Source organism: Bradyrhizobium sp. HKCCYLS3070 (assembly GCF_051167575.1).
In the GTDB taxonomy this organism is placed as follows: domain Bacteria; phylum Pseudomonadota; class Alphaproteobacteria; order Rhizobiales; family Xanthobacteraceae; genus Bradyrhizobium.
Genome location: NZ_JBNPTI010000002.1, coordinates 546939 through 571813, shown reverse-complemented (window position 1 = coordinate 571813; position 24875 = coordinate 546939). Strand labels below are relative to the sequence as shown.

The window sequence follows — 24875 nt, the reverse complement described above, 5'->3', positions numbered from 1 at the left end:
GCCGCACCGCACGGCCCGCACTGCAACAACCGCAGATCGCTGCTTTGGCTGCTGACAAACCCTGCGAGCAGAGCTAGCCTTTCTTCCAATCACAAAATCATCGGGAGGTCAGCATGTCAGACGGGGTTGTCGAGACACGCGCGTCGGAGGTGTCGGGCGGTGAAACGCAGACGGTCGATGTCGCCGTCGTGGGTGCCGGATTTGCGGGACTTTACCTGCTGCACCGCCTGCGCAAGGCGGGCTTCTCGACCGTGGCTCTGGATACGGCCAACGATGTCGGCGGCACCTGGTACTGGAACCGCTATCCCGGCGCGCGCTGCGACATCCAGACCGTCGACTACAGCTACACGTTCGATCCCGAGCTCGAGAAGGCGTGGCAATGGTCGGAGAAATACGCCACCCAGCCGGAGATCCTGCGCTATCTCGGCTTCGTCGCCGATCGCTACGATCTGCGCCGCGACATCCGCTTCGGCACCCGCGTGCTCGGCGCCTCCTGGGATGACGCCAAGGAGCGCTGGCTGCTGACGACCGACAAGGGCCCCGCCGTCTCCTGCCGCCACTACATCATGGCGACCGGCTGCCTGTCGCAGCCGAAGCCGCCGGAGATCGACGGCGTGCACGACTTCAAGGGCGAGATCTACTTCACCAGCCGCTGGCCGCATGACGGTGTCGACCTCCGCGGCAAGCGCGTCGCGGTGATCGGCACCGGCTCATCCGGCATCCAGTCGATTCCGATCATCGCCGAGCAGGCAGCTCAGCTCACGGTTTTCCAGCGCACACCGAACTTCGCACTGCCGGCGCATAACGGCCCGCTCCCGGCCGATCGCGCCGCGCAGCTCGCAGAGGATCGCAACGGGCTGCGCGAGCAGGCGCGCTGGTCGATGGCTGGCGTGCCGATCCCGCCGGCCACCGACTTCAGCTGGGCGTTGAGCGAGGCCGAGCGCCGCGAACGTTTCGAGAAGCTGTGGGCGTCGGGCGACCTCGTCGGCATGCTGACGCAGCTCTGGGCCGACCAGGGTGTCGACCCCGACGGCAATGCGCTGCTCGCCGACCTCATCCGCGAGAAGATCCACGAGATCGTCAAGGATCCCGAGACCGCCGCCGCGCTCACGCCTCACGACCATCCGTTCGGCGCCAAGCGCCCGTGCCTGGACACCAACTACTATCAGACGTTCAACCGGCCCAATGTCACGCTGGTCAATCTGCGCCAGGAGCCGATCACATCCATCACCGCTGATGGCATCAAGACCGACAGGCGCAGCTTCGACATCGACGTCATCGTGTTCGCGACCGGCTTCGATGCCATGACCGGTGCGATCCGCGCCGTGCATCCGATCACCGGGCGCGGCGGCAAATCGCTGGAGGATGTCTGGGCCAACGGACCGCAAACCTATCTCGGGCTCACGGTCGCAGACTTTCCCAATCTGTTCCTGATCACGGGTCCCGGCAGCCCATCGGTGCTGTCGAACATGGCGGTCTCGATCGAGCAGCATGTCGACTGGGTCGTCGATCGTCTCGTCGCCCTGCGCGAAGCCGGGTTCACGACCATCGAGGCCACGGAGACTGCGCAGGCCGGCTGGGCACGCCACATGGCGGACTGCGCGACCGTGACGCTGCATCGGCTCGCCAACACCTGGTACACCGGTGCCAACGTGCCGGGCAAGCCGCAGACCCTGATGCCCTATACTGGCGGCGTCGGCCCCTATCGCGGCATCTGCAACGAAATCGTCAGCCGCGGCATGCTCGGCTTCAAGCTGTCAGGTCCGAACGGCGCGTCCCAATGCAATGACGGCGAGATCGTGCGGCTGCAGCCGGATGTCAGGCTGGTGCTGAACATGCTGGCCGAGATGAACTTGCCGCCGATCGAATCGATGGGCGCCGCTGGCGCCCGCGAATTCGTTGCGCAGTTCAACGCGACGAGGCCGCCTGGACGTCCCGTCGGCGAAGTCAAGGATGGCACATTGCAGGGCGCCGACGGTCCCCTGCCCTATCGGCTGTATCGGCCGGCGACGCCTGGGCCGCATCCGATCGTCGTCTACTTCCATGGCGGCGGCTGGGTGCTCGGCGACGAGCAATCGGACGATCCATTCTGCCGCGACATGTGCCGCCGCTCCAACATGATCTTCGTCAGCGTCGGCTATCGCCACGCGCCCGAGCACCGCTTCCCGGCGGCGGCCGAGGACGGCTATGCGGCGACGCGCTGGGTGGCCGAGCACGCCGCCGAGCTCGGCGGACGCGACGGACCGGTGCTGGTGGCCGGCTGGAGCGCCGGCGCAAACATCGCTGCGGTCACTTGCCAACTCGCGCGGGATCGCGGCGGGCCTCTCATCGGCGGACAGTTGCTGGTCTGCCCGGTGACCGATTGCAGCTTCGATCGGCCGTCCTACACCGACAACGCGGCCGGCTATTTCCTGACGCGCGGCCTGATGTACTGGTTCTGGGACATCTACTGCTCGCCGGCGGATCGCACCGATCCGCGCGCGTCGCCGTTGCGGGGCAAGCTGCAGGGCCTGCCGCCGGCCTACATCGTCACCTGCGAGTTCGATCCGCTGCGCGACGAGGGCGTCGCCTATGCGGAGGCGCTCGCCGCCAACGGCGTGCCGGTCGGGCAGCTCAAGGCCCACGGCCACTTCCACTCGTCGTTCACGATGGTCGACGTCGTCATCACCGGCGTCGGCGGCCGCATGCAGATGGCGGAGGCGCTGCAGGCATTCACCCAGTCTGCGGAAGAAGGCGAATCGCAGGAGATCAACGCCGCCGCCAGCTGACCAGCGGAGGCTGCGGCCGAGACGTATCGCAACGGCCCGCAACTTTGCGGGTCGTTGCCGCAACGCGCAGCTTGCGCCGGATGGCCCACGCTGTCACCGAGACAACGAGCCATGCCGTCGTTGCGGCGACGAAGGCGGTCGCGACGCTTGACTGAACCAGCGTCGAGAATACGGCCGCGAACGCCAGCATGCCGAGGCTGCCGAGCACTGCACCTGCGGTGTCGAGTGCGGCTGCTTCGCGTCCGCGCCGCTCGCCGGACAATCCCTGACGGCGCTTGCGCCTGATCTCGTGCGCCTCGATCAGGGTGACGCTGGCACAGAAGATCGCCGGCAATGCCAGGAAGAGGCCGCCGATCGCAGGACCGAAGGCTTTGGCAATGAGCCCGGTCGCGACTGTGGCGGCGCCGCCCAGCGCAAAGCGGATGACGTATTCATGCCACCTGCCGTCCTTCAGCGCCGAGGGCGAGATGCGGATCAGCATCACGCCCCTCCGGAGAAGACCGCCTGCAGTCCCAGCGCTGCGACCAGCCACACGGCCGTTGCGAGCAGGCTCGCGCTCAATGCGCGCATATGCCGCCGCATCAGCAGCCGGCACACGGTCATGCTATAGAGACAGAGCGCGGCTGCGCCGAACATCATCGAACGGCTCTGGACCGCCGCATAGGCGGCATCATGCGTGACAACCGCAACGCCCAACGTCGCCAGCGCGACCGAGGGCGCTGCTCCGAACAGGCCGGCAAAGCTCTTCGGACGCAACACATCGCCAATTATCGCGAATGTCGAAACGATGACGCCGCCGATCAGGAAGCGGATGACGGATTCGGTCATGTCCGGCTTGCTCCCGGTTGTTCGTAGCCGGTCCATGCGCGCAAGCTGCGCTCGAGGGCAGCGCCGAGCATGAATCCGACAACGACGTCGCTGGCCCAATGCGCAAGCAGCATCACGCGCGTGACACTGAGCCCGACGGCAGCACTCCTCACCGCAATCCTTGCGCGTGCCGGCAGCGGACCGGCGGCGGAGTAGAGCGCACCCATGTGCAGCGCATGTCCCGAGGGAAAGGCGTCCTGTGCATGGCCGGACGGCGCCACGCCGTTGAGATGGCCGCGCAAGGTGGTGCGATCCGGCCGGGTCTGATCGAAGATCGCCTTCAAGGCATGCGGCAGAGCCGAAGCCGCAACCGTGACCAGCAATGCATGAGTGGTCGTCGCGCGAACGCGGCTGCTTTGGCCGCGCGTCACCAGCCAAGCCACCGATGTCAGGGCCAACCACACCTTCTCGTCCGCACCCCACGCGAGGCCGCGTGCGAGCTTTTGCAGCCACGGCTCCGTGGTTCGTGCAGCTACGTCCGCAATGATGCGGTCCGCCTTGGTCGGCTCGACGTGGATGGCCGTGGCGGAACTTTGCTTGAGAAAGGGCACCGAAATTGCCGGTGTGATCTTCTTCCCGATGGCGCGGATCATGGCACTTGCCAAGGACGAACGATAGTTCACCTACAACGCCGAGCCCTCACCACGGGTTTCAGGAACAGTCACGAAACTGTCACGAGTTACCAGCTCAGCCCTGATCGCGAATAGTCTCGTCATACGCCTTGACCGAGGCGCGAGCTGTCTCCCGCACATCGCTCGCGCTCATGCCCGGCTTGTACAGGCTCGAGCCGAGACCGAAGGCGCGCACGCCGACGGCGACGTAGGAGGCGAGCGTCTTGTCCGACACACCGCCGACGGCGCCGACCACGACGCCTTTCGGCAGGACGGCAAGTTGCGCTGCAATCCCCGACGGACCGAGCACCGACGCCGGAAAGTATTTCAGGGCCGAGGCGCCGCAACGCAAAGCAAGAAAGGCCTCCGTCGGCGTGAAGACCCCGGGCATGGTGACCATGTCGTAGGCCTGCGCCGTCGCCAGCACTTCGACATCGACGTTGGGGCTGACCATCAGACGCCCGCCGGCCTCCGCGACACGCACGCAATCTGCGGCATTGACGACCGTCCCTGCACCGATCAGGCAGTCCTTGCCGAACCGGGCGGCGAGACGCTCGATCGAGACGAACGGTTCCGGCGAGTTGAGAGGAACCTCGATCAGCTCGAAACCGGCTTCGATCAGGACATCGACGATGGCCTCGGACTCGTCGGGTTTGATACCGCGCAGGATCGCAACGAGCGACCGCTTCACATGCGGCCAGGCAACGGACTTTGTCATGGTCGGAAACGCGCTCCCCAGATCTGCCGCGCGGCCTTGACCAGGCCGCGCCGGGACGCCTGCTCGGCATCACATTCGTTCACGTCGAAACCAGCAGCGGTCAGCGCCGCGCGATAGAGCCGGCCGAGCCGGCCCGCTCCGATCAACCGGAGTGGAAGCTCGGCGCCAAACCGCGCCCGAGCGTCGGCGATCTCACTGCCGATCAGAAGCCCGGAGAGCCTCGCAGCCCCATCGGACCGCTGCTCAAAACCGAGGAGCTGGGCTGCGCGCAGCCGGAACAGCGCATTGATCAGTGCCGTCGGCGCGGCAAGCGACGCTGCGAAGCTCTCGCGGAACGCCGCGTCGTGCTCGACGGCCGAGGCCTCCGGTTCGACGGCGTGCATCAAAATGCTATGTTGAGAGACGACCGCGAACAGCTCGCCGGTCATGTAGGTGGCAAAGTCGATCACAGCGCCGGCATCGATCCGGATCCATTTGCTGTGGGTGCCCGGAATGCAGACGATCCCGGTGAAGTCCGGCTCGGTGACGCCGAGCAGCTGGGTTTCCTCGCCGCGCATCACGTCCGGCTGATCCGCCCGCGCCTGCGCCAATCCCGGCAGAATCCTGACGTCGCCATCCGTGTCGACGCCAATCGCGCCGGCATGCAGCGCCTCCAGCCGGGTGGGCGTGTGCAGATAAGGCGCCTCGACCCAGCCTTGCCGCGCGCCGGCCATGCCGCAGATCAGCACCGGAACATCGGCCGGCGCGCCGAGCTTCGCCAGATGGTCGCGCAGCACCGGCGCGAAGCCAGATGTCGCGCAATGCAGCATGCCCTCGCTACCGCGGCTCTCGGCCAGCTCCGTCCCATCTCCGGCCATCAGCCAGGCGCGGAAGCTGGATGTCCCCCAGTCGACGGCGACAAGGGCCGGCGTTGCTGACGAATAGACGGCGGTCACACCCTGCTCCCGATCACTTCGACATCTGGCAATGCCATGCCGCGCGGGCCGCGCAAACAACAAATTGAGCGGTGCACGATTATGCACGTTGTTATTCTTGTTTATGCCTGATATGAGGACGGCATGTCAGACCTTCCACTGGCGCGCCGCGACCAGATCGCCGGCCGCCTCTCGGCGGGGCACGCGGTCGTCGCGGCCGCCCTGGCCCACGAATTCGGCGTCTCCGAGGATGCCATCCGGCGCGATCTTCGTGCGCTTGCCGCCGAAGGACGCTGCCGCCGGGTGTATGGCGGCGCATTGCCGATCGCCGGCGGCATGACACCGATGGCGGCGCGGATCGGGCAAGATCGCGAACGCAAGCTGGCGCTCGCCCGGACGGCCGCCCGCGGCATCGCGCGTGGCGAATTTCTCTTCCTCGATAGTGGCAGCACCAATCTCGCCCTCGCTGAAGTCCTGCCCGATGATTTCGATCTCACCGTCGCAACCAACGCCATCGACATTGCCGCAACCGTGCTGCACCGGCAGGACCTGCAGCTGATCATGATCGGCGGCTCCGTTCATCCCGCAGTCGGCGGCTGTGTCGACGCCGACGCGCTCATGCAGGTGCAGCGCTTGAACATCGACCGCTGCTTCATCGGCGCCTGCGCTGTATCGGCGCAAGGCGGCATCAGCGCGGTTGATCCGACTGACGCAGCATTCAAGCGGACGCTGCTGTCGCTGAGCCGCGTAAGCGTCGCAATGGTCACCAACGAGAAGCTCGAGACCCGAGCCCCCCACCGTATCGCCGGCGCCAAGACCATCAGCCAGCTCACCGTCGAGCATGATGCGCCGGCGGCCCGGCTCGCCCTGCTCAAACGGGCGGGAGCCACCATCATGACGGCCGCCCCGCCGGTCTGACAGCGCCCTTCAGAAAGTCAGGAATCTTCCAAATGAGTTCTGATCACAGCGCGGCGCGGCTCGCGACCCGCCTGGCCTTCTTCGTCGCCGGCTTCGGCATCGCCTGCTGGGCACCGCTGGTGCCGTTTGCCAAACAGCGGCTCGGCGTCGATGATGCGACGCTCGGGCTGCTACTGCTCTCGCTCGGCGTGGGCTCGGTCGCATCGATGCTGGCCGCCGGACTGCTGAGCGCCCATTATGGCAGCAAGCCGGTCGTCATCGTCAGCGGCATCGCTCTCGCGCTGTTCCTGCCGCTGCTGGCGATCGCAGCAACGCCAGCGACTCTCGCACTCGCATTGTTCGCCTTCGGTGCGGCGCTGGGCTCGCTCGACGTCGCGGTGAACATCCAGGCGATCGACGTCGAGCGGCTGAGCGAGCGTCCGCTGATGTCGGGTTTCCATGCCCAGTTCAGCATCGGCGGCTTCGCGGGCTCCGGCGTCATGACCGCGCTGCTCGCGTTCGACGTCGCGCCGCTGCTCGGCACGCTCGCCTGCTGTGCCCTCGCCCTGGCCGCGATGATCGTGGCTGCCCCGCGACTGATGGCGAGCAAACCCGCGCAATCGGGGCCTCTGCTCGTGCTTCCGCACGGCGCGGTGCTGCTGCTGGCGGCACTCGCCGCAATCATGTTCCTGGTCGAGGGCGCGATGCTCGACTGGAGCGCGCTGCTGCTCGCCGGTTCCGGCCGCCTGCCGGCCGCGCAGGCCGGACTGGGGTACATCATGTTCTCGATCGCAATGACCGCAGGGCGCCTCGTCGGTGACGCGGTGGTTGCACGGATCGGTGATCGCGCAACGTTGCTCGGGGGCAGCGCCACCGCCATCGCGGGCTTCGTCCTGCTGCTCACGGCTCCGTGGGTTGCTGCTGCCATGGCGGGCTTTGCGCTGATCGGCCTCGGCGCGTCGAACCTGGTCCCGGTGCTGTTCCGCCGAGCCGGGGCGCAGACCGCCATGCCGGTCGGGCTGGCCGTCGCGGCCGTCACCACCGCAGGCTACTCAGGCGTGCTGCTGGGCCCCGCAGGCATCGGCTTCATCGCCGCAGCCACCAGCCTGCCGGCCGCATTCTGGATGTTGGCCGCACTGCTCGTCATCGTGCTGCTGAGTGCGCCGTTGGCCGCGAGCACGCAGCCTTAGGAACGAGGCGCGCCGCTCCGGTTTGACCCGGCATCTCATGCCTCGGCCATTCGTCTGCACGAAGCGACGTCGTCTATCGCTGAGCTGCCGATCTCACGCCTGAGTCGAACCATCTTGGAGCACGCTCTCGCGCATTTCCTGATAGCGCGCACCGGTCTGCGGCTTGACGAACAGCGCCGCGACGATCGGATGCCGCGCCCTCAGCTCGCTCTCGATCGCAACCACGGCGCGCTCAATGTCGTCGGCACGCTGATCGTCCGCAAACTCGATGCTCAGCGCGACAACGACATGCTGCGGTGACAGCTGCACCGTGAGCAGGCCATTGGCTGACTTGACGCCCTTCCTCTTGCGCGCGATGTCGAGGATCGAACGCGCCAGCTCCGGGTCCGCCGGCTCGCCGATCAGGAGACTCTTGCTCTCCCGCGCGAGCACCATCGAGGTCGCCGCAAGCAGCACACCGATCAGGATCGATCCGATGCCGTCCCATGCCGGCTCATCGAAGGCGACGGCCGCAGCCATCGCGGCAGCAGCAATCACGATGCCGATCAGTGCCGCGCTGTCCTCGAACACGACCATGAAGGCCGGCGGGTCCTTGCTGCGCCTGAACGCCTCAAGATAGGAGAGACCCGGCGCAGCCGCGCGAAACCGCCGCACCGCCACCCACCAGGAGCCTGCCTCGAACACGAAGGAGAGCCCGAGCACGACGTAGTTCACCGTCGGGTCTTCGATCGGCAGCGGATGCATCAGGTGCGCCACGCCTTCGTACAGCGAGACGCCGGCGCCCAGCGCGAACAGCAGCAGCGCAACGATGAAGCTCCAGAAATAGAGCTCACGGCCATGGCCGAGCGGATGCCGCTGGTCGGGCGGACGGCTTGCGCGATGAAAGCCGTAGAGCAGCAGCAGTTCGTTCGAGGTGTCGACGGCGGAGTGGATCGCCTCGCTCATCATGGCCGAGCTGCCGGTCCACACCGCCGCGGCGGTCTTGGTGCAGGCCACAAGCAGATTGCCGGCAAGCGCGGCATAGACGGCAACCTTGGAATCCGCGTTTGCCGCCATGTCGCCTGCCTGTTCCCTGCGCTCGTGCGCCGGGCAACGCGAGCTGCGGAGCATCGGTTCCCTTGGCGCGCTTGCGGACGTCGCCGCGCCGGAGCAGGATCGCCCGATCCGCAACGGAGCAGAGTGACGATGGCGCCGAGAGATGAGGCGAGAGACGGACAGAGGCAAGCCGGCGCCCAAGACCGGGACACACACTTCCTGCGCCACAGCTTCGCCATCGCCCGCCGCGCGACATCCAACGGCAATCATCCATTCGGAGCGGTGCTGATCGCTGCCGACGGCCGCGTTCTGATCGAGGCCGAGAACGGCTACATGCCAGCTCATGACGCCACGGCCCATGCCGAGCGGCTGGTCGCGACCCAGGCCTGCGTTTCGATAGCGCCCGAGATCAGGGCGGCGGCCACGCTGTATTCATCGGCAGAGCCGTGCGCGATGTGCGCGGGCGCCATCTACTGGGCCGGCATCGGGCGCGTGGTGTACGGCCTCAGCGAGCGGCGACTGCGCGACCTCACCGGCAACCATCCGGAGAACCCGACGCTCGATCTGCCGTGCCGCGACGTGTTCGCGAGCGGCCAGCGTGCGACCGAAATCGTCGGCCCCCTGCTGGAGGAGGAAGCCGCGACGCTGCATGAGGGAGCCTGGGACAAATGAAGCAGGCGCCGCGACCGGAGGCGCGGCGCCCGCTTGCGTGGCTCGATCGATATCAGAACTTCACGGTCACGCCCGAATACAGCGACGACTCGGTGCAGGCGCCCGTGGCGACACGGGTGCCGCCGACACCGGCGACGGAACAGCCGACCGCGTTGTTGTGGTCGAGGCCGAACTTGTTCTGCCAGTAGCGATAGGCCACCCAGACGTCGATCAGGTGGCTCTGCTTCTCACCCCACATCGCCTTCGACGCATCGAAGGTCAGGCGGATCGGCTCGGAATTGAACTCGATCTTGGTCGGATAGACGCCGTTCGCGACGCTCGCCGGGAGCGGCTCGGTGTCGGTGCCCTTCTTGCCGTACCAGCCGGCGCGGCCCGAGATCGAGAAGAACTGCATGCTCTCCGGCAGGAAGCCGAGATCCATGTAGTAGTTGGTCTCGACGGCCCAGGTCGGCTTGAACGAGGTATTGCCGTCATTGATGCAGGGGTTCGACCAGCCGGCCCCGCACTGCGAGAACGAATTGTGGTTGGCGAACTCCCAATACATCAGGGGAGCGACGTTGAAATAGCCCTTGTAGGGCAGGTTGAACGCGAACTGCAGGCCGGCAACCACGTCGCGTTTGGCGGCGCCGAAATAGCGGTTCTCGGTATTGGCATCCATGCCCACTTCGAACGAAATGTTCTGCAGCGGGCCCATCGTGAAGGCCTTGGTGTTGAAGATCTGGTTCCAGCCGAAGGTCGAGCGGAACAGTCCGTAGATTTCGGTCGCACCGGCACAGCTCGCCGGCGTGAAGGCGAAACCTGCGTTGGGCGACACGATCCCGCCGGTCTGCGTGCACGGCCCAGCCGGGTCGTTGTGGTCCGACTTGAACAGCGAGATCGTGAAGAAGTTGGTGCCGTAACCCCAGACGTCGAAATGGGTGAACGAGTAGACCTGCTTGGCGGTCTTGGCGTTGAATGTGCCGTTGCCGTTGACACTCCATGCACCAGGCTGGCTGGCATCGAAGATATAGGAGTAGCTGACGCGATTGTCGACGACGAGGAAGAACGGCACCTCGGCCGGCGCCTTCTTCGCGATCGCCTTGGCGGGCAGGTCAGCGGCCCCCGCTGCACCGACCGACGTCAGCGCTGCCGCGCCCAGTGCGACGACCGCCGCGATTGTTTGACGTAACGACATTCAGAACACCCCCAGTTGACAAGCGCCGATTCCCGACTTGCATGCACAGTTGCGCCGTTCCACGGGTGGGAGAAGCCTCAACTTTCTCCAGGACTTGCCCGCAGTTTGATCAAGGTTCCGTCGTATTGCAGCGGCGACGACATCGGTCGCGAGCTTGGGCATGGGACGATTGGCCGCGGCCACGATGCTCCCAGACTCCGATCTTGCGGCTTCACATTGCTGAAGTTTTTCCGAAGAGCCCCGCCTGCCCTTCCGCGCGCGTTCGCGGCAACGCGCGAGCGCAAGCGCGCCCCTGGACGCGCATGGGATGACGCTGCTCATCCAACGGGCAACGTGCTGCGGCGGATCGATTTCCGGCCGGTGTCTCAAAACTGCCACAGAACTTTATCGTTCGCTCCGCTCGACCGATTGCGGGACGTGATGCCTGCAACCACTGGCGCACGGCATTCGCCGATCGCGGCGCGATGGACGCTTGGACAAGAGTTGGGCAGAGGATGGCGCTTTTCGCCTCTTACGCGCCGCGGCAAATTAGATCACAATTGAGGCAGCTTCATTCCCCTGCCCCATGACGCAGCAAATGCCTGACCTCGCGCCGGCCGATCCGACCCCTACGCCTCCGCTCCTGCAGACGATCGGATTGACCAAGCGCTATGGCGACTTCGTTGCCAACGACAAGATCGACATCGAGATCCGGCCACGCGAGATTCACGCCTTGCTCGGCGAGAACGGCGCCGGGAAGTCGACGCTGGTGAAGACGGTCTACGGACTGGTGCAGCCGAGCGCCGGTGAGCTGCGCTGGCAGGGTGTGCCCATCAGGCTGTCCGGTCCCGCGGAAGCGCGATCCCTCGGCATCGGCATGGTGTTTCAGCATTTCTCCCTGTTCGACAACCTCACCGTGGCTGAGAACGTGGCGCTCGGGCTCGATGGCAAGGAGCCATTCAAGGCCATGTCGGCGCGGCTCGCGGACGTCGCGCGTGACTACGGACTGCCGCTCGATCCGAAGCGCGAAGTCTGGCAATTGTCGGTGGGCGAGCGGCAGCGCATCGAGATCGTGCGCGCGCTGATGCAGAATCCGAAATTCCTCGTCCTGGACGAGCCCACCGCCGTGCTGACGCCGCAGGAGGCCGACCAGTTGTTCGTCGTGCTGGAGCGACTGAAAGCGGAAGGCCGCGCCATCCTCTACATCAGCCACAAGCTCGAGGAGGTGAAGCGGCTGTGCGACACCGCCACCATCCTGCGCGGCGGCAGGAAGGTCGCGACCTGCAATCCGAAGCTGGAGACGGCTGCCTCGCTGGCCCGCATGATGGTGGGGACCGAGATCAAGGACGTGAAGCCGCCGGCCGAGCGGCACGCCACCGTGCCGCGTCTGGTCGTCAATGATCTCACCCTCGCCCCCAGCGAGCCGCATGGCGTGGGCCTCAAGAACATTTCCCTCGAGCTGAAGGGCGGCGAGATCCTCGGCATCGCCGGTGTCGCCGGCAACGGCCAGGACGAGCTGTTTGCTGCGTTGTCCGGCGAACGCCTCGTCAAAGAGCCCGGCGCGATCATCATCGACGGCCTCGCCTGCGGCAATCTCTCGATCACCGAGCGCCGCAAGATGGGCGCGGCGTTCGTGCCGGAGGAGCGGCTGGGGCATGGCACCGCGCCGCGGATGAGGTTGTCCGAGAATGCGCTGCTGACCGGACACGCCGCGGGCGACATGGTCCGGCACGGCTTCATCAACGCCGCAGCGACATTGCGGACGGTCGATCTGACGACCGAGACGTTCGATGTCCGCAAGGCCAAGCGCGATCCGGAAGCGGCGAGCCTGTCCGGCGGGAATCTGCAGAAGTTCGTCGTCGGCCGCGAGATCCTGCGCACGCCGGCGGTGCTGGTCGTCAACCAGCCGACCTGGGGCGTCGACGCAGGCGCCGCCGCGATCATCCGCCAGGCGCTGATCGATCTCGCCAGCGCGGGCGCTGCCGTCCTCGTCACCAGCCAGGACCTTGACGAACTGCTCGAGATCGCCGACCGCATCGCGGTGATGTTTCACGGACACTTGTCGGAGGCGCTGCCACGCGCGGAGGCGACCCGGGAAAGGCTAGGCCTGTTGATGGGCGGCGCCAGCCTCGAGAAGGAGGCGGCGCATGCAGCTCGTGCTTGAGAAGCGCGCCGAGCGTTCGCGCACCATCGCGCTGGTTTCGCCGCTGATCGCGATCGGACTGACGCTGGTGACCATGAGCGTGCTGTTCGCCGTGCTCGGCAAGAACCCGATCACCGCGCTCGGCGTCTACTTCATCGCGCCGCTCACCGACGGCTATTCGCTACAGGAGATCGCCGTGAAGGCCACGCCGCTGGTCATGATCGCGATCGGCTTGTCGCTGTGCTACCTCGCCAACGCCTGGAACATCGGTGCCGAGGGCCAGTTCCTGATCGGGGCCGTTGCCGGCAGCTGGATCGCGGTGAAGACGCAAGGCACCGAAGCGGGACACTGGGTGCTGCCGGCGATGCTGGTCGCGGGCGCCGCAGCCGGCGCGCTCTATGCGCTGATCCCCGCGCTGTGCCGCGTCAAGTTCGGCGCCAGCGAGATCCTCATTAGCCTGATGCTGGTCTATGTCGCCGATCTCCTGCTCGACTATCTCGTTCGCGGCCCCTGGCGCGATCCCGCCGGCTTCAACTTCCCCACCACGGCGGAGTTCGATCCGGTCGCCACCGTGCCGGTGCTGATCGAGGGCGGACGCCTGCATCTCGGCAGCATCATCGCGCTGATTGTCGTTGCCGGCGCCTTCGTGCTGCTCGAGCGCACCATCAAGGGGTTCGAGATCCGAGTCGTGGGCGTGGCGCCGCGTGCGGCGCGCTTCGGCGGCTTCAATGCGAACCAGCTCATCCTTCTGACGTTCGCCGTGTCGGGCGCATTGGCCGGTCTCGCAGGGATCATCGAGGTGGCGGGACCCATCGGACATCTGCAGCCTGGCATCTCGCCGGGCTATGGCTTCACCGCGATCATCGTGGCCTTCCTCGGACGGCTCAATCCGGTTGGAATATTGATTGCAGGGCTTTTTCTCTCATTGACGTTCATTGGCGGCGAGCAGGCCCAGATCACGATGAAGATTCCGCTCGATGTGACCAAGGTGTTCCAGGGCATCCTGCTGTTCTACGTGCTCGCCTGCGATTCGCTCATCCTCTACCGTTTCAAGCTCGTCTTCGCCGCGCGGCAGGTGCAAAGTGGTGCTGGTTGAAGCAATCATCCTGTCGGTGCTCGCAGCATCGACGCCGCTGCTGCTGGCGGCCACCGGCGAGCTGGTCACCGAGCGCTCGGGCGTCCTCAACCTCGGCGTCGAGGGCATGATGATCGTCGGCGCGGCCTGCGGCTTCGGCGGGGCCTGGCTGTCCGGCTCGATCATCGTCGGCGCGCTGTGCGGCATCGTCGCCGGCATGCTGATGTCGCTGATCTTCGCGTTCATGACCCTCGGCCTCGCCGTGAACCAGGTGGCGACGGGCCTCGCGCTGACCATTCTCGGCACCGGTCTGTCCGGCCTGATCGGCGCGCGCTTTGTCGGCGAACGCATCAGCACCGCGCCGCACCTTTCCATTCCCGGCCTCAGCGACATCCCGCTGGTCGGCCGTATCGCGTTCGGCGAGGATGCGTTCGTCTATCTGTCGCTCGTCTTGATCATCGCCGTCTGGTGGTTCCTGTACCGCACCCGTGCCGGCCTGGTGCTGCGCGCCTGCGGCGACAACCATGTCTCCGCCCACGCGCTCGGCTATCCCGTGCTGCGCATCCGTTTGCTCGCGGTGCTATTCGGCGGCGGCTGCGCCGGGCTCGCCGGCGCCTATCTGCCGCTGGCTTATACGCCGTTCTTCATCCCCGGCATGACCGCGGGGCGCGGCTGGATCGCGCTGGCGCTGGTCGTGTTCGCATCCTGGCGACCGGGCCGCCTTGTCATCGGCGCCTACCTGTTCGGTGCGGTGACGATCCTGCAGCTGCATGCGCAGGGCGCCGGCGTCGGCATCCCCTCGCAGTTCATGTCGGCGCTGCCGTACCTCGCCACCGTGATCGTCCTGGTGCTGCTGTCGCGCGCCCGCACCGGCGGCTCCACCGCGCCGGCAGCGCTGGGGACGGTGTTCGTGCCGGATCGCTGAACCAATCATCCGGAGCGCCAGCGATGGGGCGCTGCGCTCTGGCTCACGAGGTTTTCCCCGGATTGTTTGGAGGCATGGACGATGATGAAAAGGCTTCTGGGGGCTGCCGCCGCGCTGGTGCTGGCGGGAAGCGTCGCCGGCGTGGCGCACGCCGCCGACAAGCTGAAGGTCGGCTTCATCTATCTCGGGCCGATCGGTGACCTCGGCTGGACCTATCAGCATGAGCTCGCGCGCCAGGCGTTGGTGAAGGAGCTCGGTGACAAGATCGAGACGACCTATCTGGAGAACGTACCGGAAGGCCCGGACGCCGAGCGCGCCATCGAGCAGTTGGTCCGCGCCGGCAACAAGCTGATCTTCACGACCTCGTTCGGCTACATGGATCCGACCCTGAAGGTCGCCAAGAAGTATCCCAACGTGCATTTCGAGCACGCCACGGGCTACAAGCGCGACAAGAACATGTCGACCTATTCGGCGCGCTGGTATCAGGGCCGCTACATCCAGGGCATCATCGCCGGCAAGATGTCGAAGGCCGGCGTGCTCGGCTATATCGGCTCGTTCCCGATCCCGGAGGTCATTTCGGGCATCAACGCCACCATCATCGGCGCGCAGACGGTCAATCCGAACATCAAGGTCAAGATCATCTGGGCCAACACCTGGTTCGACCCGGGCAAGGAAGCCGACGCCGCCAAGGCACTGATCGACCAGGGCGCCGACATCATCATGCAGCACACCGACAGCCCGGCTGCCATGCAGATCGCAGCCGAGCGCGGCAAGCTCGCCTTCGGCCAGGACTCCGAAATGATCAAGTTCGGCCCCAAGGCGCAGCTCACCTCGATCCTCGACACCTGGGGCCCCTACTACATCGCGCGCGTCAAGGCCGAGCTCGACGGCACCTGGAAGTCGGAGGACACCTGGGGCGGCCTCGATTCCAAGATGTTCGAGATGGCGCCCTATACCAACATGCCCGATGACGTGAAGAAGCTGGCCGAGGAGACCCAGGCCGCGATCACCGCCGGCAAGCTGCACCCGTTCAAGTGCCCGGTGCTCGGCCAGGACGGCAAGGAGATCGAGTGCAAGGGCGGCGACCATCTCGCCGACGGCCAGATCCTCGGCATGAACTTCTACGTCAAGGGCGTCGACGACAAGGTGCCGGGCAAGTAGACGCAGCACCCGGCAAGAACTCCCCCCACACGTCGGGGGGAGTTCTCAAGCGGATATTTTCCAACGCTGCGCGCTTCACCCTCCCCGCATGGCCTTGGCGGCCGCGCTGTGCCGATCGATCAGCCCGCCGACGTCCAGCCCCGGAATGGCACCGTCGATCACGGTCCATCTTCCGCCGACCATCACGCGATCGGCGCGATGCGCACCGCACAGCACCAGCGCCGCGATCGGATCCCCTGAACCCGAGAAGCGCAGCTCGTCGAGCTTGAACAGCGCGAGGTCGGCGGCCTTGCCGACCGCGATCTCGCCGAGCTCCGGCCGGCCGACGCAGGCGGCCGAGCCCTTCGTCGCCCAGCGCAGCGCATCCTTGTGGCTGATCCGGCCAACGCCGTAGCGCGCCCGCTGCAGCAGGAACGCGGCACGCACCTCCTGCATCAGGTTTGAGCCGTCGTTCGACGCCGAGCCGTCGACGCCGAGGCCGATCCCGACGCCCGCCTCCTCCATCTCGCACACCGGGCAGCAGCCGGATGCGAGCAACTGGTTCGAGCAGGCGCAGTGAGTGATCGCGGTCTTGGCCTTGCCGAGCCGTTTCATCTCCTCGGCATTGAAGAAGATGCCGTGCGCCAGCCAGGTTCGCGGTCCGAGCCAGCCATGCTTCTCCAGATAGTCGAGCGGACGGCAGCCGAACATCGCCTCGCAGAAGCGGTTCTCGTCCTCGGTCTCCGCGAGATGGGTATGCAGCCGCACGTCGAGCTTGTCGGCGAGATCGGCCGTCTTCTGCATCAGCGATCCCGTGACCGAAAACGGCGAGCATGGCGCCAGCGCGATCTGCACCATCGCATCCGGCCCGCGCTCGTGATAGGTCGCGACCACGCGCTCGCTGTCGGCGAGGATCGTATCCTCGTCCTGCACCACACTGTCCGGCGGCAGTCCGCCGTCGCGCTCGGACAGGTTCATCGAGCCGCGGGTCAATAGCACTCGAATGCCCAGCCGCTTCGCAGCCGCCACCTCGATGCCGACCGCGTCCTCGAGGCCGGCCGGAAACACGTAGTGATGATCGGTCGTCGTCGTGCAGCCGGACAGCATCAGCTCGGCCATCGCAACCGTGACCGCCGCATCCAGTGCCTCCGGCGTCAGCTTCGCCCAGATCGGATAGAGCGCCTTCAGCCAGGGGAACAGCTCGCGGTCCATCGCAGCCGGCAGCGCGCGCGTCAGCGTCTGGTAGAAGTGATGATGGGTGTTGATCAGCCCGGGGATCACGACATGCCCGCTGGCATCATAGATCGCCGCATCAGCGGTGGCCGGCTCGGCCCCGGCAGGCACCAGCTCGGCGATGCGGCCGTCCTTGACGACGACACCGCGCGCAGCACCCTCGGCGAGAATGGCGAGCGGGTCCTTGATCCAGATCGGCGTCGTGCTCATGGCTGCCTCGTCTCGGTGATTGGGCGTTTGCATGTGCCGGTAACTTGCAAGCGGAAGGCCAGCGTCATCCTATTGCCAGTTGGCGCTGGTCTTGCAAGGATTCCACCCGCGATAGGCTGCGCCCACGAGCTGGCTTCACCATGGATCTGAACACCATCACGGCGGTCGTGCGCCCGAGGACGCGGGCCGAACTGCCCAGCTGGCAGGCAGGCGATGCCTGGCTGGCCGGCGGCACGTGGCTTTTCTCGGAACCGCAGCCGCGCCTGTCGCGGCTGATCGATCTCAGCGATCTCGCCTGGCCGTCTCTCAGCATCAGCGATCAGGGCCTGTGCATCGCCGCGACCTGCAGCGTCGCCGATCTGGACGCGCTGCCCTGCCCGGCCGAGTGGATCGCGGCGCCGCTGATCGATCGATGCTGCCGCGCGTTCCTCGCTTCGTTCAAGATCTGGAAGACGGCGACCGTGGGCGGCAATCTCTGCATGTCGCTGCCGGCCGGGCCGATGATCTCGCTGCTCGCCGCGCTCGAGGGCGTCTGCACGATCTGGAAGAACGACGGCAGCGAGCAGCGCATCCAGGTCACCGACTTCGTCACCGGAAACAACAGCAACGTGCTCGCGCCTGGAGATCTGCTGCGCCAGATCGACGTTCCGCTGGCCGCGCTCAAGCGCCGCACTGCCTTCCGCCAGATCGCCCTCACACCGGTCGGACGCTCCGGCGCGCTGCTGATCGGCACCTCGGGCCGCAGCGGCGACCTGCTGCTCACGGTAACCGGATCGACGATCAAGCCGCAGCAGCTGCGCTTCGCCACGATGCCCGACCCAACCGAATTGCGCGCCGGCATTCTCGGCAGCATCCCAGACGCGTCGTATCATGATGATGTTCATGGCAAGCCCGCCTGGCGCAAGGCGATGACTCTGCGCCTCGCCGAGGAGATCCGCGCCGAGTTCGCGGGCTTCAGGCCATGAGCGTGATCGTGGATGGCAAGGAGGTCGATGCTGCCCCGCGCCCCGGGCAATGCCTGCGGACCTTTCTGCGCGACACCGGCCATTTCGGCGTCAAGAAGGGCTGCGACGCCGGCGATTGCGGTGCCTGCACTGTGCTGCTCGACGGCGAACCGGTGCATAGCTGCCTGATCCCTGCCTTTCGTGCCGATGGCAAGGCGGTCACGACTGTCGAAGGCCTCGCGACCGATGACGGCCTGCATCCGATGCAGCAGGCCTTCCTCGATGCGCAGGCGTTCCAATGCGGCTTCTGCACCGCCGGCATGATCGTCACCTGCGCCTCGTTGAACCAGGCGCAGAAGAAGGATCTCGGCGCGGCGCTGAAGGGCAATCTATGCCGCTGCACCGGCTATCGCGCCATCGAGGACGCGCTGCTCGGCCACGTTCATGTCGAGCAGGTCACAGCCGGCGAAGCCTTCGGACGCAGCCTGCCCGCCCCCGCCGGCCCCGACGTCGTACGCGGCCGGGCGCGCTATACCTTCGACACGACGGTCGAAGGCCTGCTGCACGTCAAGCTCGCGCGCTCGCCGCACGCGCATGCGCGCATCGTCGGCATCGACAAGAGGGCTGCGCTGGCCGTGCCCGGCGTGCATGCGGTGCTGACGCACGAGGATGCGCCGGCGGCGCTGTTCTCCACCGCGCGCCATGAGCAGGCGTGGATGGATCCGGCCGACACCCGCGTGCTCGACGATCTCGTGCGCTTCATCGGCCAGAAGGTCGCGGCCGTCGTCGCCGAGACCGAGGCAGCGGCCGAAAAGGCCTGTCGGTGTCTCGTCGTCGACTACGAGATCCTGCCTGCCGTGGTCGATCCCGCTGACGCGATCGAGCCCGGCGCGCCGGTCATTCACGCCGGCCGTGGCAGCGCGCATCGCATCGCGGACGTCGCCCGCAACATCGTCGCCGAGACCCATGGCGAGTTCGGCGACGTCGCCGCCGCGCTCGCGTCCGCCGCCGCGACCTATGAAGGCACCTTCACCACCCAGCGCGTGCAGCATGCGGCGCTGGAAACGCACGGCGGTCTCGCTTGGCTCGACGAGAAGGGCGTGCTCACCGTCCGTTCCAGCACGCAGGTGCCGTTCCTGACGAAACGGGCGCTGTGCGAGATCTTCGACCTCGCGCCCGATAATGTCCGCGTGTTCTGCGAGCGCGTCGGCGGCGGCTTCGGCGGCAAGCAGGAGATGTTCGTCGAGGACATCCTCGCGCTCGCCGCGCTGAAGACAAAGCGCCCCGTGAAGCTCGAATTCACCAGAGAGGAGCAGTTCATCGCGACCTCGACGCGGCATCCGATGCGCGTCACGGTCAAGGCCGGCGCCGACAAGGATGGCAAGCTGACCGCGCTGCAGCTCGATGTTCTTTCCAACACCGGCGCCTACGGCAATCATGCCGGGCCCGTGCTGTTCCATGCCTGCGCCGAGTCGATCTCGGTCTACAATTGTCCCAACAAGAAGGTCGACGGCCTCGCCGTCTACACCAACACGGTGCCGGCCGGCGCCTATCGGGGCTACGGCCTGCCGCAAACCACCTTCGCGGTCGAAGCCGCGATCGACGAGCTCGCGCGGCAGCTCGGCATCGACGCTTTCGAGATGCGACGCCGCAACATCGTCAGGCCGGGCGATGCCATGCTGGCGCCGCCGGCATCGGAGCCCAGCGACGTGCTGTACGGCTCCTACGGGCTCGACCAGTGCCTTGATCTGGTCGAGCGCGCGATGGCCGAGGCCACGCCGACGCCGGAGCTGGCGGCCGAGTGGCTGAAGGGCGATGGCATCGCGCTGACGATGATCGACACCGTGCCGCCCGATGGACATATCGCCGATGCCACCGTCAGCCTGCGCGACGACGGCGGCTTCGTGCTCACCGTCGGCACCGCCGAATTCGGCAACGGCACCAGCACCGTCCATCGCCAGATCGCCGCGACCGTGCTCGGCACCACCGTCGATCGCATCACGCTGAAGCAGTCCGACACGGCGCATGGCGGCCACGACACCGGCGCCTATGGCTCGACAGGCACCTTCGTCGCGGGACGCGCGACCCAGGCTGCGGCCGAGGCGCTGGCCGAGACGATCAAGCGGTTCGCTGCCGACAGGTGGAACGTCGCTCCCGGCGCCTGCGTGATCGCCGATGATGCAATCACCTGCGGCGCGCACCGTCTCGCTTTCGCCGAGCTCGCGAACGCCAGCGGATCGCCGCTCACCGCGAGCGGCAGTTCGCAGGGCACGCCGCGCTCGGTCGCGTTCAACGTCCAGGGCTTTCGCGTCGCTGTGAACAAGGGGACCGGCGAGATCAGGATCCTCAAGAGCGTGCAGGCCGCGGATGCCGGCCGGGTCGCCAATCCGATGCAGTGCCGCGGCCAGGTCGAGGGCGGCGTGGCCCAAGCGCTCGGCGCCGCGCTGTACGAGGAGATCGTGATCGACGACACGGGCCGCCTGATCAATCCGCGCTTCCGCGACTACCATGTGCCGTCCTATGCCGACGTGCCGCGCACCGAGGTGCTGTTTGCCGACACCCACGACACGATCGGCCCATTGGGGGCGAAGTCGATGAGCGAGAGCCCCTATAATCCGGTCGCCGCCGCGCTCGGCAACGCGCTGCGCGCTGCGACCGGCATCCGCTTCGCGGCCGTGCCGTTCAAGCCGGACCGGCTGCTTCCGCAGTTGCAGGAGAAATTCGGCGAATGAGCCGGTCTGGGGAAACGGCTGCGCTATCGCTTGGGTCGGCGATCGTACGACCAACCGAACACGCCGCTCCGCTGGGTCTCGGGCTCCGGTTCCGCAGCCGGCTCCGACGGCTGGGCGGCCGCCTGTGGCGGGGCGGCGGGAGCGACCGGCTTGGGGATGCTCTCGCATTTCATCGCATAGACCAGCTTGCCGTCCTCGGTTCGTCCGATCGGCGCGCAGGCATCGGCGCGCTTGGCCGTGCTCTGCTTGGGTGCGGTCTGCGCCGCCGCCAGAGGCACACTAGCGAACTGTCCCAGCACCAGCATGATCAGAACCAGTCTCGTCATTCCGCCCGTCCCGCTTGTCAGACCGGAACATTGAACGCAATCGCGCCGCCGGAGTCCACCGCATCACGCGCGCATGACAGCTAATCTGTTGTGCACTGACTGCCACAGCGACGCGCTGGAAATCAGATGCGATCGATGCCACAGATGAGACGCCGGCACTCGGCTCTGGACTTGCCCTGTCGAAGGAGATGAGCGCACGATGTGGGCTTCGATCATATCGGAATGGCTGAGCCTGATCTTCCGCTGGCTGCACGTGATCGCCGCCGTCGCCTGGATCGGCAGCTCGTTCTACTTCATCGCGCTCGACCTCGGCCTGAGACCGCGCGAGGGCCTGCCGACCGGCGTGATGGGCGAGGCCTGGCAGGTGCATGGCGGCGGCTTCTACCACATCGTCAAATATCTGGTGGCGCCGGCGCAGATGCCGAGCGAGCTGACCTGGTTCAAATGGGAGGCCTACACCACCTGGCTGTCCGGCTTCGTGCTGATGATCGTGGTGTACTATCTCAACGCCGACCTGTTCCTGGTGGACAAGTCGATCCTCGATCTCACGCCCCTTCAGGCCGGCCTGTTCAGCTTCGGCTCGCTGGCGCTGGCGTGGCTGCTCTACGAGGCCGCCTGCCGCAGCGGCCTTGCCCGGCACGAACTGCCATTCGCGATCGGCGGCTACATCTTCCTCGTCGCGCTCACCTACGCCTTCACCCACGTGCTGAGCGGCCGCGGCGCCTTCAACCAGATCGGCGCCATCATCGGCACCATCATGGTCGCCAACGTGTTCGCGGTGATCATCCCCAACCAGAAGAAGATCGTCGCCGCGCTGCTCGCCGGCGAGGCGCCGGATCCCAAGCTTGGCAAGGCCGGCAAGGAGCGCTCGGTCCACAACAACTATCTGACCCTGCCGGTGGTGGTGCTGATGATCAGCAATCACTATCCGCTCTTGTTCGGCACCCGCTACAATTGGGTGATCGTCGCCATCGTGCTCGCGCTCGGGCCGGTCATCCGGCATTTCTTCAACGAGCGTCACAAGGGCAACCCGTCGCCATGGTGGGTGTGGGGCGTGGCCGCCGCCGGCATGATCGGCATCCTGCTGCTGTCCGCGGCCGGCCCACGCGACGCCAAGGTCGCCGCAACGGCACAGCCGAGTTTCGCGCAGGTCGAGGAGATCGTGACCTCCCGCTGCAGCATGTGCCATGCCGCCGAGCCGGTGTGGGACGGCATCGTCAGCGCGCCCCGGGGCGTGCGGCTCGACACCGCCGAGCACATCCAGCGCAATGCGCGGCTGATCGCGCGCAACGCCGCCTGGTCCAACGCGATGCCGCCCGGCAACATCACCGAGATCACCGGCGAGGAGCGCGCCGTGCTTGCGGCGTGGGCCAGCGCGCAGTAGCAGCACGTCTGCCGATCGTCTTGCTGGCCATCTCAAACAGCCGGTCTCGTCGGGTACTGATGCGCAGAAACGCATTTGATCCGTTACTCGGAGAGATGACGCGGCTTCGCGTTGCCGCGACGCGATGCGCCCGGATCGTGCGATATCTCGGCCCTCATCGTAACGAGAGGGCGCAGGGAAGACCGGACCCCGGCGACGATGGATGCTCGCTTCGGTTCCCCACGACGAATGCGAGAAGCCGGCACAAGGACAACCGGATCTTCGCAACGCGGAGTTGAACTGCGACGCGTGCGACGACGATTGAGCTGGAGCACATCCGATTGTCGTCATGACCTTGCGGCAAAATTTACCACCCATTGGGACGCGGCTTGGCGGCAGAAAACATGGCGTTAGAGTGGCGCCCACAATCAGCTACCAGCGAAACGCCCCATCATGTCGATCTCCGTCAAAGGCCGGCTGGCCATTGTCGCGCTCATCGCGCTTGCCTGCTTCGCAAGCTCGGTGCTGAAGCTCTATCTGGGGCTGCTGTGCATCTCGCTGCTCTTGAGCTTTGCCGTGGTCGGCGTCGTGGCCCGGCTGGTCGAAGGGATCGCCATCAGGCGCGACCGGAGCAGCGAGCGGCGTCTGGCACGTCGTCGCGATCGCTCCGCTCTCATCGACGAGCCGCAGCCGGTGTCGATGACGACGATGGATCATGTCGACACGCCGTCGCCGGCGGGCCCCGTGCGATGAGCGGGATGCGTACGTCCGCGCCGGCCTCGTCGTTCCGCCTGATCGTCAGCATCGTCGCCAGCGCCGAACGACGTCTACGGTCATCGATCCACCGTCTCGCGATCGCGCGCTGAAGGACTGCGATTATCGCACATCGGAGAATGGCAAATGGCGCTACGAGCTCGATCGTTGGAACGTCGACGACCAGATCGTCCTTCCGGCCCAGCCGATCGCGGACACGGCGACGCCGCGCACAGTGGCGATGCATCGGAAGAGCAGCGCGTGGCCGTTCAAATAGCTGCCCTGATCGCATCGATACGCCGCCTGTACCTCATGCCTTCGTCCGCTTCCGCTTCGCCTCGAGAGCGTTCAGATAGGTAGCCATCATCTCCGGCAACGCGGCGACCACGATGTCGCGACTGCGCGGATCCTGCTCGCGCGTGAACAGCAGGGTGCCGAGCACGACGGCATCGAGCGTAGTGGCCGCCTGTTTGCCCAGTTCGTCGCCAAGCCTGGCGCGCATGACGCGGTCGATGACGGCCCTGAACTCGGCATGCACGGTCTGGTCGTGCAGATCGAGCGTCGCCAGCGCATCGGGATTGCGGACGAAGTAGCGGATCGCCCAGCCGATCAGTTGCTCGATGACCTCGGCGGGCGCCAACGCTGCCCATTCCGCATCGCTCCGCTGCAGCACGCGATCGAATGCCGGCTGCAGCTCGGCATCGTGACGTTCGGCGAGCGCATCCAGCATCTGATCCTTGTCACGGAAGAAATGATAGACCGAGCCAATCGAGGCGCCGGCGCGCTGGGCCGCGGCATGCATGCTGACGGCACCAATCCCGGACTCGGCGATGATGGCGGCTGCGGCGTCGAGCAGCTGCTCGCGCCGCTCACGGCCCCGCGCCTGGCGCGGCGCACGTGATGTCGTGCGCGCGGGGTCATTCAGGTCAGTCGCAGCTTTGCGTCGCACGTTCGCGTCATGCCTTGGCTCACCGCGGCGGCAGCGATGGCCGATGTCCCAACGGGAGCGCCCGGCAACCCGCACAGGGGGAATTCGAAACCGCCACGAGAATGTTACTAGACGAATTATTCTAGATTTGATTGTCTAATTCACGCACTGTCAAGAGGATGGTGTTCAACTTTCGCGTGAACCTTGCCTGCAACGGCGGGCGGCTGCGCGGGTTCTGCGCGCTGCTGACGACCAACAGGCGCTTTCCGGTCCTTGCG

At 66.4% G+C, this 24875-nt stretch carries 23 protein-coding genes; 13 read left to right on the top strand and 10 right to left on the bottom strand.

Annotated elements, in window-relative coordinates; translation table 11 throughout:
* Nucleotides 1–113: 113 nt before the first annotated feature.
* On the top strand, nt 114–2768 hold the full coding sequence (locus tag ACQR03_RS11250; protein ID WP_315717777.1) for a flavin-containing monooxygenase: 2655 nt from the start codon (nt 114–116) through the stop codon (nt 2766–2768).
* Here ACQR03_RS11250 and ACQR03_RS11245 read toward each other — a convergent pair.
* The 5 genes from ACQR03_RS11245 to ACQR03_RS11225 all read right to left on the bottom strand — a co-directional run bounded on the left by ACQR03_RS11245 (nt 2749) and on the right by ACQR03_RS11225 (nt 5899).
* Nucleotides 2749–3249 carry a DUF3147 family protein gene (locus ACQR03_RS11245; RefSeq protein ID WP_315717778.1) on the bottom strand — a complete coding sequence of 167 codons (501 nt, stop codon included), beginning with the start codon at nt 3247–3249 and terminating at the stop codon, nt 2749–2751. The genes ACQR03_RS11250 and ACQR03_RS11245 overlap by 20 nt on opposite strands.
* Entirely contained in the window at nt 3249–3596 is a 348-nt protein-coding gene (locus ACQR03_RS11240; RefSeq protein ID WP_316194348.1) for a DUF3147 family protein, read from the bottom strand. Before ACQR03_RS11240 ends, ACQR03_RS11245 begins: the two co-directional genes overlap by 1 nt.
* Nucleotides 3593–4228 (bottom strand): phosphatase PAP2 family protein, encoded by a 636-nt coding sequence (locus ACQR03_RS11235; protein ID WP_315750282.1) that lies wholly within the window; start codon nt 4226–4228, stop codon nt 3593–3595. Before ACQR03_RS11235 ends, ACQR03_RS11240 begins: the two co-directional genes overlap by 4 nt.
* Nucleotides 4229–4322: 94 nt before the next feature.
* Nucleotides 4323–4964, bottom strand: coding sequence for a 2-dehydro-3-deoxy-6-phosphogalactonate aldolase (locus ACQR03_RS11230; RefSeq protein WP_315750281.1), 642 nt, complete (start codon nt 4962–4964; stop codon nt 4323–4325).
* Complete coding sequence (locus tag ACQR03_RS11225; RefSeq protein WP_434841276.1) at nt 4961–5899, bottom strand: 2-dehydro-3-deoxygalactonokinase; 939 nt, start codon at nt 5897–5899, stop codon at nt 4961–4963. Before ACQR03_RS11225 ends, ACQR03_RS11230 begins: the two co-directional genes overlap by 4 nt.
* Nucleotides 5900–6022: 123 nt before the next feature.
* On the opposite strand from ACQR03_RS11225, the gene ACQR03_RS11220 reads away from it, so the two are divergent.
* Nucleotides 6023–6796, top strand: a complete 774-nt coding sequence (locus ACQR03_RS11220) for a DeoR/GlpR family DNA-binding transcription regulator (RefSeq protein WP_434841277.1) — start codon at nt 6023–6025, stop codon at nt 6794–6796.
* A gap of 32 nt (nt 6797–6828) precedes the next feature.
* Nucleotides 6829–7965, top strand: a complete 1137-nt coding sequence (locus ACQR03_RS11215; RefSeq protein ID WP_434841278.1) for an MFS transporter — start codon at nt 6829–6831, stop codon at nt 7963–7965.
* 93 nt (nt 7966–8058) lie between these two features.
* On the opposite strand, the gene ACQR03_RS11210 is transcribed toward ACQR03_RS11215, so the two are convergent.
* Nucleotides 8059–9021, bottom strand: a complete 963-nt coding sequence (locus tag ACQR03_RS11210) for a cation diffusion facilitator family transporter (RefSeq protein WP_434841279.1) — start codon at nt 9019–9021, stop codon at nt 8059–8061.
* A 129-nt stretch (nt 9022–9150) separates the two neighbouring features.
* On the opposite strand from ACQR03_RS11210, the gene ACQR03_RS11205 reads away from it, so the two are divergent.
* The gene (locus tag ACQR03_RS11205) at nt 9151–9672 is read left to right on the top strand and encodes a nucleoside deaminase (protein WP_434841280.1); all 522 of its coding nucleotides are present in this window, start codon (nt 9151–9153) and stop codon (nt 9670–9672) included.
* A 52-nt stretch (nt 9673–9724) separates the two neighbouring features.
* Here ACQR03_RS11205 and ACQR03_RS11200 read toward each other — a convergent pair whose 3' ends face one another.
* The gene (locus ACQR03_RS11200; RefSeq protein ID WP_316187224.1) at nt 9725–10846 is read right to left on the bottom strand and encodes a hypothetical protein; all 1122 of its coding nucleotides are present in this window, start codon (nt 10844–10846) and stop codon (nt 9725–9727) included.
* 577 nt (nt 10847–11423) lie between these two features.
* On the opposite strand from ACQR03_RS11200, the gene ACQR03_RS11195 reads away from it, so the two are divergent.
* The 4 genes from ACQR03_RS11195 to ACQR03_RS11180 all read left to right on the top strand — a co-directional run bounded on the left by ACQR03_RS11195 (nt 11424) and on the right by ACQR03_RS11180 (nt 16129).
* Nucleotides 11424–12989 carry an ABC transporter ATP-binding protein gene (locus ACQR03_RS11195; RefSeq protein ID WP_316193134.1) on the top strand — a complete coding sequence of 522 codons (1566 nt, stop codon included), beginning with the start codon at nt 11424–11426 and terminating at the stop codon, nt 12987–12989.
* Nucleotides 12973–14064: an ABC transporter permease gene (locus ACQR03_RS11190; RefSeq protein ID WP_316193135.1), complete on the top strand. Its 1092-nt coding sequence runs from the start codon at nt 12973–12975 to the stop codon at nt 14062–14064. Before ACQR03_RS11195 ends, ACQR03_RS11190 begins: the two co-directional genes overlap by 17 nt.
* The gene (locus tag ACQR03_RS11185; RefSeq protein WP_315717789.1) at nt 14051–14968 is read left to right on the top strand and encodes an ABC transporter permease; all 918 of its coding nucleotides are present in this window, start codon (nt 14051–14053) and stop codon (nt 14966–14968) included. Before ACQR03_RS11190 ends, ACQR03_RS11185 begins: the two co-directional genes overlap by 14 nt.
* A gap of 81 nt (nt 14969–15049) precedes the next feature.
* Nucleotides 15050–16129, top strand: a complete 1080-nt coding sequence (locus ACQR03_RS11180; RefSeq protein WP_316171707.1) for a BMP family ABC transporter substrate-binding protein — start codon at nt 15050–15052, stop codon at nt 16127–16129.
* Nucleotides 16130–16204: 75 nt separating this feature from the next.
* On the opposite strand, the gene ACQR03_RS11175 is transcribed toward ACQR03_RS11180, so the two are convergent.
* Nucleotides 16205–17551 carry an 8-oxoguanine deaminase gene (locus ACQR03_RS11175; RefSeq protein ID WP_315717791.1) on the bottom strand — a complete coding sequence of 449 codons (1347 nt, stop codon included), beginning with the start codon at nt 17549–17551 and terminating at the stop codon, nt 16205–16207.
* Between the two features lie 140 nt (nt 17552–17691).
* Here ACQR03_RS11175 and ACQR03_RS11170 point away from each other — a divergent pair, with 140 nt between their 5' ends.
* Both ACQR03_RS11170 and ACQR03_RS11165 read left to right on the top strand, forming a co-directional pair.
* Nucleotides 17692–18516, top strand: coding sequence for an FAD binding domain-containing protein (locus ACQR03_RS11170; protein WP_316171706.1), 825 nt, complete (start codon nt 17692–17694; stop codon nt 18514–18516).
* Complete coding sequence (locus ACQR03_RS11165) at nt 18513–21227, top strand: molybdopterin-dependent oxidoreductase (protein ID WP_434841281.1); 2715 nt, start codon at nt 18513–18515, stop codon at nt 21225–21227. The genes ACQR03_RS11170 and ACQR03_RS11165 overlap by 4 nt, the downstream gene beginning before the upstream one ends.
* Before the next feature lie 23 nt (nt 21228–21250).
* Here the strand turns inward: ACQR03_RS11165 and ACQR03_RS11160 are convergent, their stop codons facing one another.
* A complete protein-coding gene (locus tag ACQR03_RS11160; protein WP_434841282.1) occupies nt 21251–21553 on the bottom strand; it encodes a hypothetical protein in 303 nt (100 codons plus the stop codon).
* A 199-nt stretch (nt 21554–21752) separates the two neighbouring features.
* Here ACQR03_RS11160 and ACQR03_RS11155 point away from each other — a divergent pair, with 199 nt between their 5' ends.
* The 3 genes from ACQR03_RS11155 to ACQR03_RS11145 all read left to right on the top strand — a co-directional run bounded on the left by ACQR03_RS11155 (nt 21753) and on the right by ACQR03_RS11145 (nt 23946).
* Entirely contained in the window at nt 21753–22937 is a 1185-nt protein-coding gene (locus tag ACQR03_RS11155; RefSeq protein ID WP_315717795.1) for a urate hydroxylase PuuD, read from the top strand.
* Nucleotides 22938–23369: 432 nt separating this feature from the next.
* Complete coding sequence (locus tag ACQR03_RS11150) at nt 23370–23669, top strand: hypothetical protein (protein WP_315717796.1); 300 nt, start codon at nt 23370–23372, stop codon at nt 23667–23669.
* Nucleotides 23632–23946, top strand: a complete 315-nt coding sequence (locus ACQR03_RS11145) for a hypothetical protein (RefSeq protein ID WP_434841283.1) — start codon at nt 23632–23634, stop codon at nt 23944–23946. The genes ACQR03_RS11150 and ACQR03_RS11145 overlap by 38 nt, the downstream gene beginning before the upstream one ends.
* Nucleotides 23947–23979: 33 nt before the next feature.
* Here the strand turns inward: ACQR03_RS11145 and ACQR03_RS11140 are convergent, their stop codons facing one another.
* The gene (locus ACQR03_RS11140) at nt 23980–24618 is read right to left on the bottom strand and encodes a TetR/AcrR family transcriptional regulator (RefSeq protein ID WP_316174820.1); all 639 of its coding nucleotides are present in this window, start codon (nt 24616–24618) and stop codon (nt 23980–23982) included.
* Nucleotides 24619–24875: the final 257 nt, after the last annotated feature.

Coding starts and splice junctions, on each gene's coding strand:
- ACQR03_RS11235 (WP_315750282.1), bottom strand. CDS start 4,228: ATGATCCGCGCCATCGGGAAGAAGATCACACCGGCAATTTCGGTGCCC.
- ACQR03_RS11165 (WP_434841281.1), top strand. CDS start 18,513: ATGAGCGTGATCGTGGATGGCAAGGAGGTCGATGCTGCCCCGCGCCCC.
- ACQR03_RS11220 (WP_434841277.1), top strand. CDS start 6,023: ATGTCAGACCTTCCACTGGCGCGCCGCGACCAGATCGCCGGCCGCCTC.
- ACQR03_RS11155 (WP_315717795.1), top strand. CDS start 21,753: ATGTGGGCTTCGATCATATCGGAATGGCTGAGCCTGATCTTCCGCTGG.
- ACQR03_RS11195 (WP_316193134.1), top strand. CDS start 11,424: ATGCCTGACCTCGCGCCGGCCGATCCGACCCCTACGCCTCCGCTCCTG.
- ACQR03_RS11170 (WP_316171706.1), top strand. CDS start 17,692: ATGGATCTGAACACCATCACGGCGGTCGTGCGCCCGAGGACGCGGGCC.
- ACQR03_RS11205 (WP_434841280.1), top strand. CDS start 9,151: ATGGCGCCGAGAGATGAGGCGAGAGACGGACAGAGGCAAGCCGGCGCC.
- ACQR03_RS11250 (WP_315717777.1), top strand. CDS start 114: ATGTCAGACGGGGTTGTCGAGACACGCGCGTCGGAGGTGTCGGGCGGT.
- ACQR03_RS11190 (WP_316193135.1), top strand. CDS start 12,973: ATGCAGCTCGTGCTTGAGAAGCGCGCCGAGCGTTCGCGCACCATCGCG.
- ACQR03_RS11160 (WP_434841282.1), bottom strand. CDS start 21,553: ATGACGAGACTGGTTCTGATCATGCTGGTGCTGGGACAGTTCGCTAGT.
- ACQR03_RS11145 (WP_434841283.1), top strand. CDS start 23,632: ATGTCGACACGCCGTCGCCGGCGGGCCCCGTGCGATGAGCGGGATGCG.
- ACQR03_RS11175 (WP_315717791.1), bottom strand. CDS start 17,551: ATGAGCACGACGCCGATCTGGATCAAGGACCCGCTCGCCATTCTCGCC.
- ACQR03_RS11230 (WP_315750281.1), bottom strand. CDS start 4,964: ATGACAAAGTCCGTTGCCTGGCCGCATGTGAAGCGGTCGCTCGTTGCG.
- ACQR03_RS11180 (WP_316171707.1), top strand. CDS start 15,050: ATGATGAAAAGGCTTCTGGGGGCTGCCGCCGCGCTGGTGCTGGCGGGA.
- ACQR03_RS11150 (WP_315717796.1), top strand. CDS start 23,370: ATGTCGATCTCCGTCAAAGGCCGGCTGGCCATTGTCGCGCTCATCGCG.
- ACQR03_RS11215 (WP_434841278.1), top strand. CDS start 6,829: ATGAGTTCTGATCACAGCGCGGCGCGGCTCGCGACCCGCCTGGCCTTC.
- ACQR03_RS11245 (WP_315717778.1), bottom strand. CDS start 3,249: ATGCTGATCCGCATCTCGCCCTCGGCGCTGAAGGACGGCAGGTGGCAT.
- ACQR03_RS11240 (WP_316194348.1), bottom strand. CDS start 3,596: ATGACCGAATCCGTCATCCGCTTCCTGATCGGCGGCGTCATCGTTTCG.
- ACQR03_RS11210 (WP_434841279.1), bottom strand. CDS start 9,021: ATGGCGGCAAACGCGGATTCCAAGGTTGCCGTCTATGCCGCGCTTGCC.
- ACQR03_RS11200 (WP_316187224.1), bottom strand. CDS start 10,846: ATGTCGTTACGTCAAACAATCGCGGCGGTCGTCGCACTGGGCGCGGCA.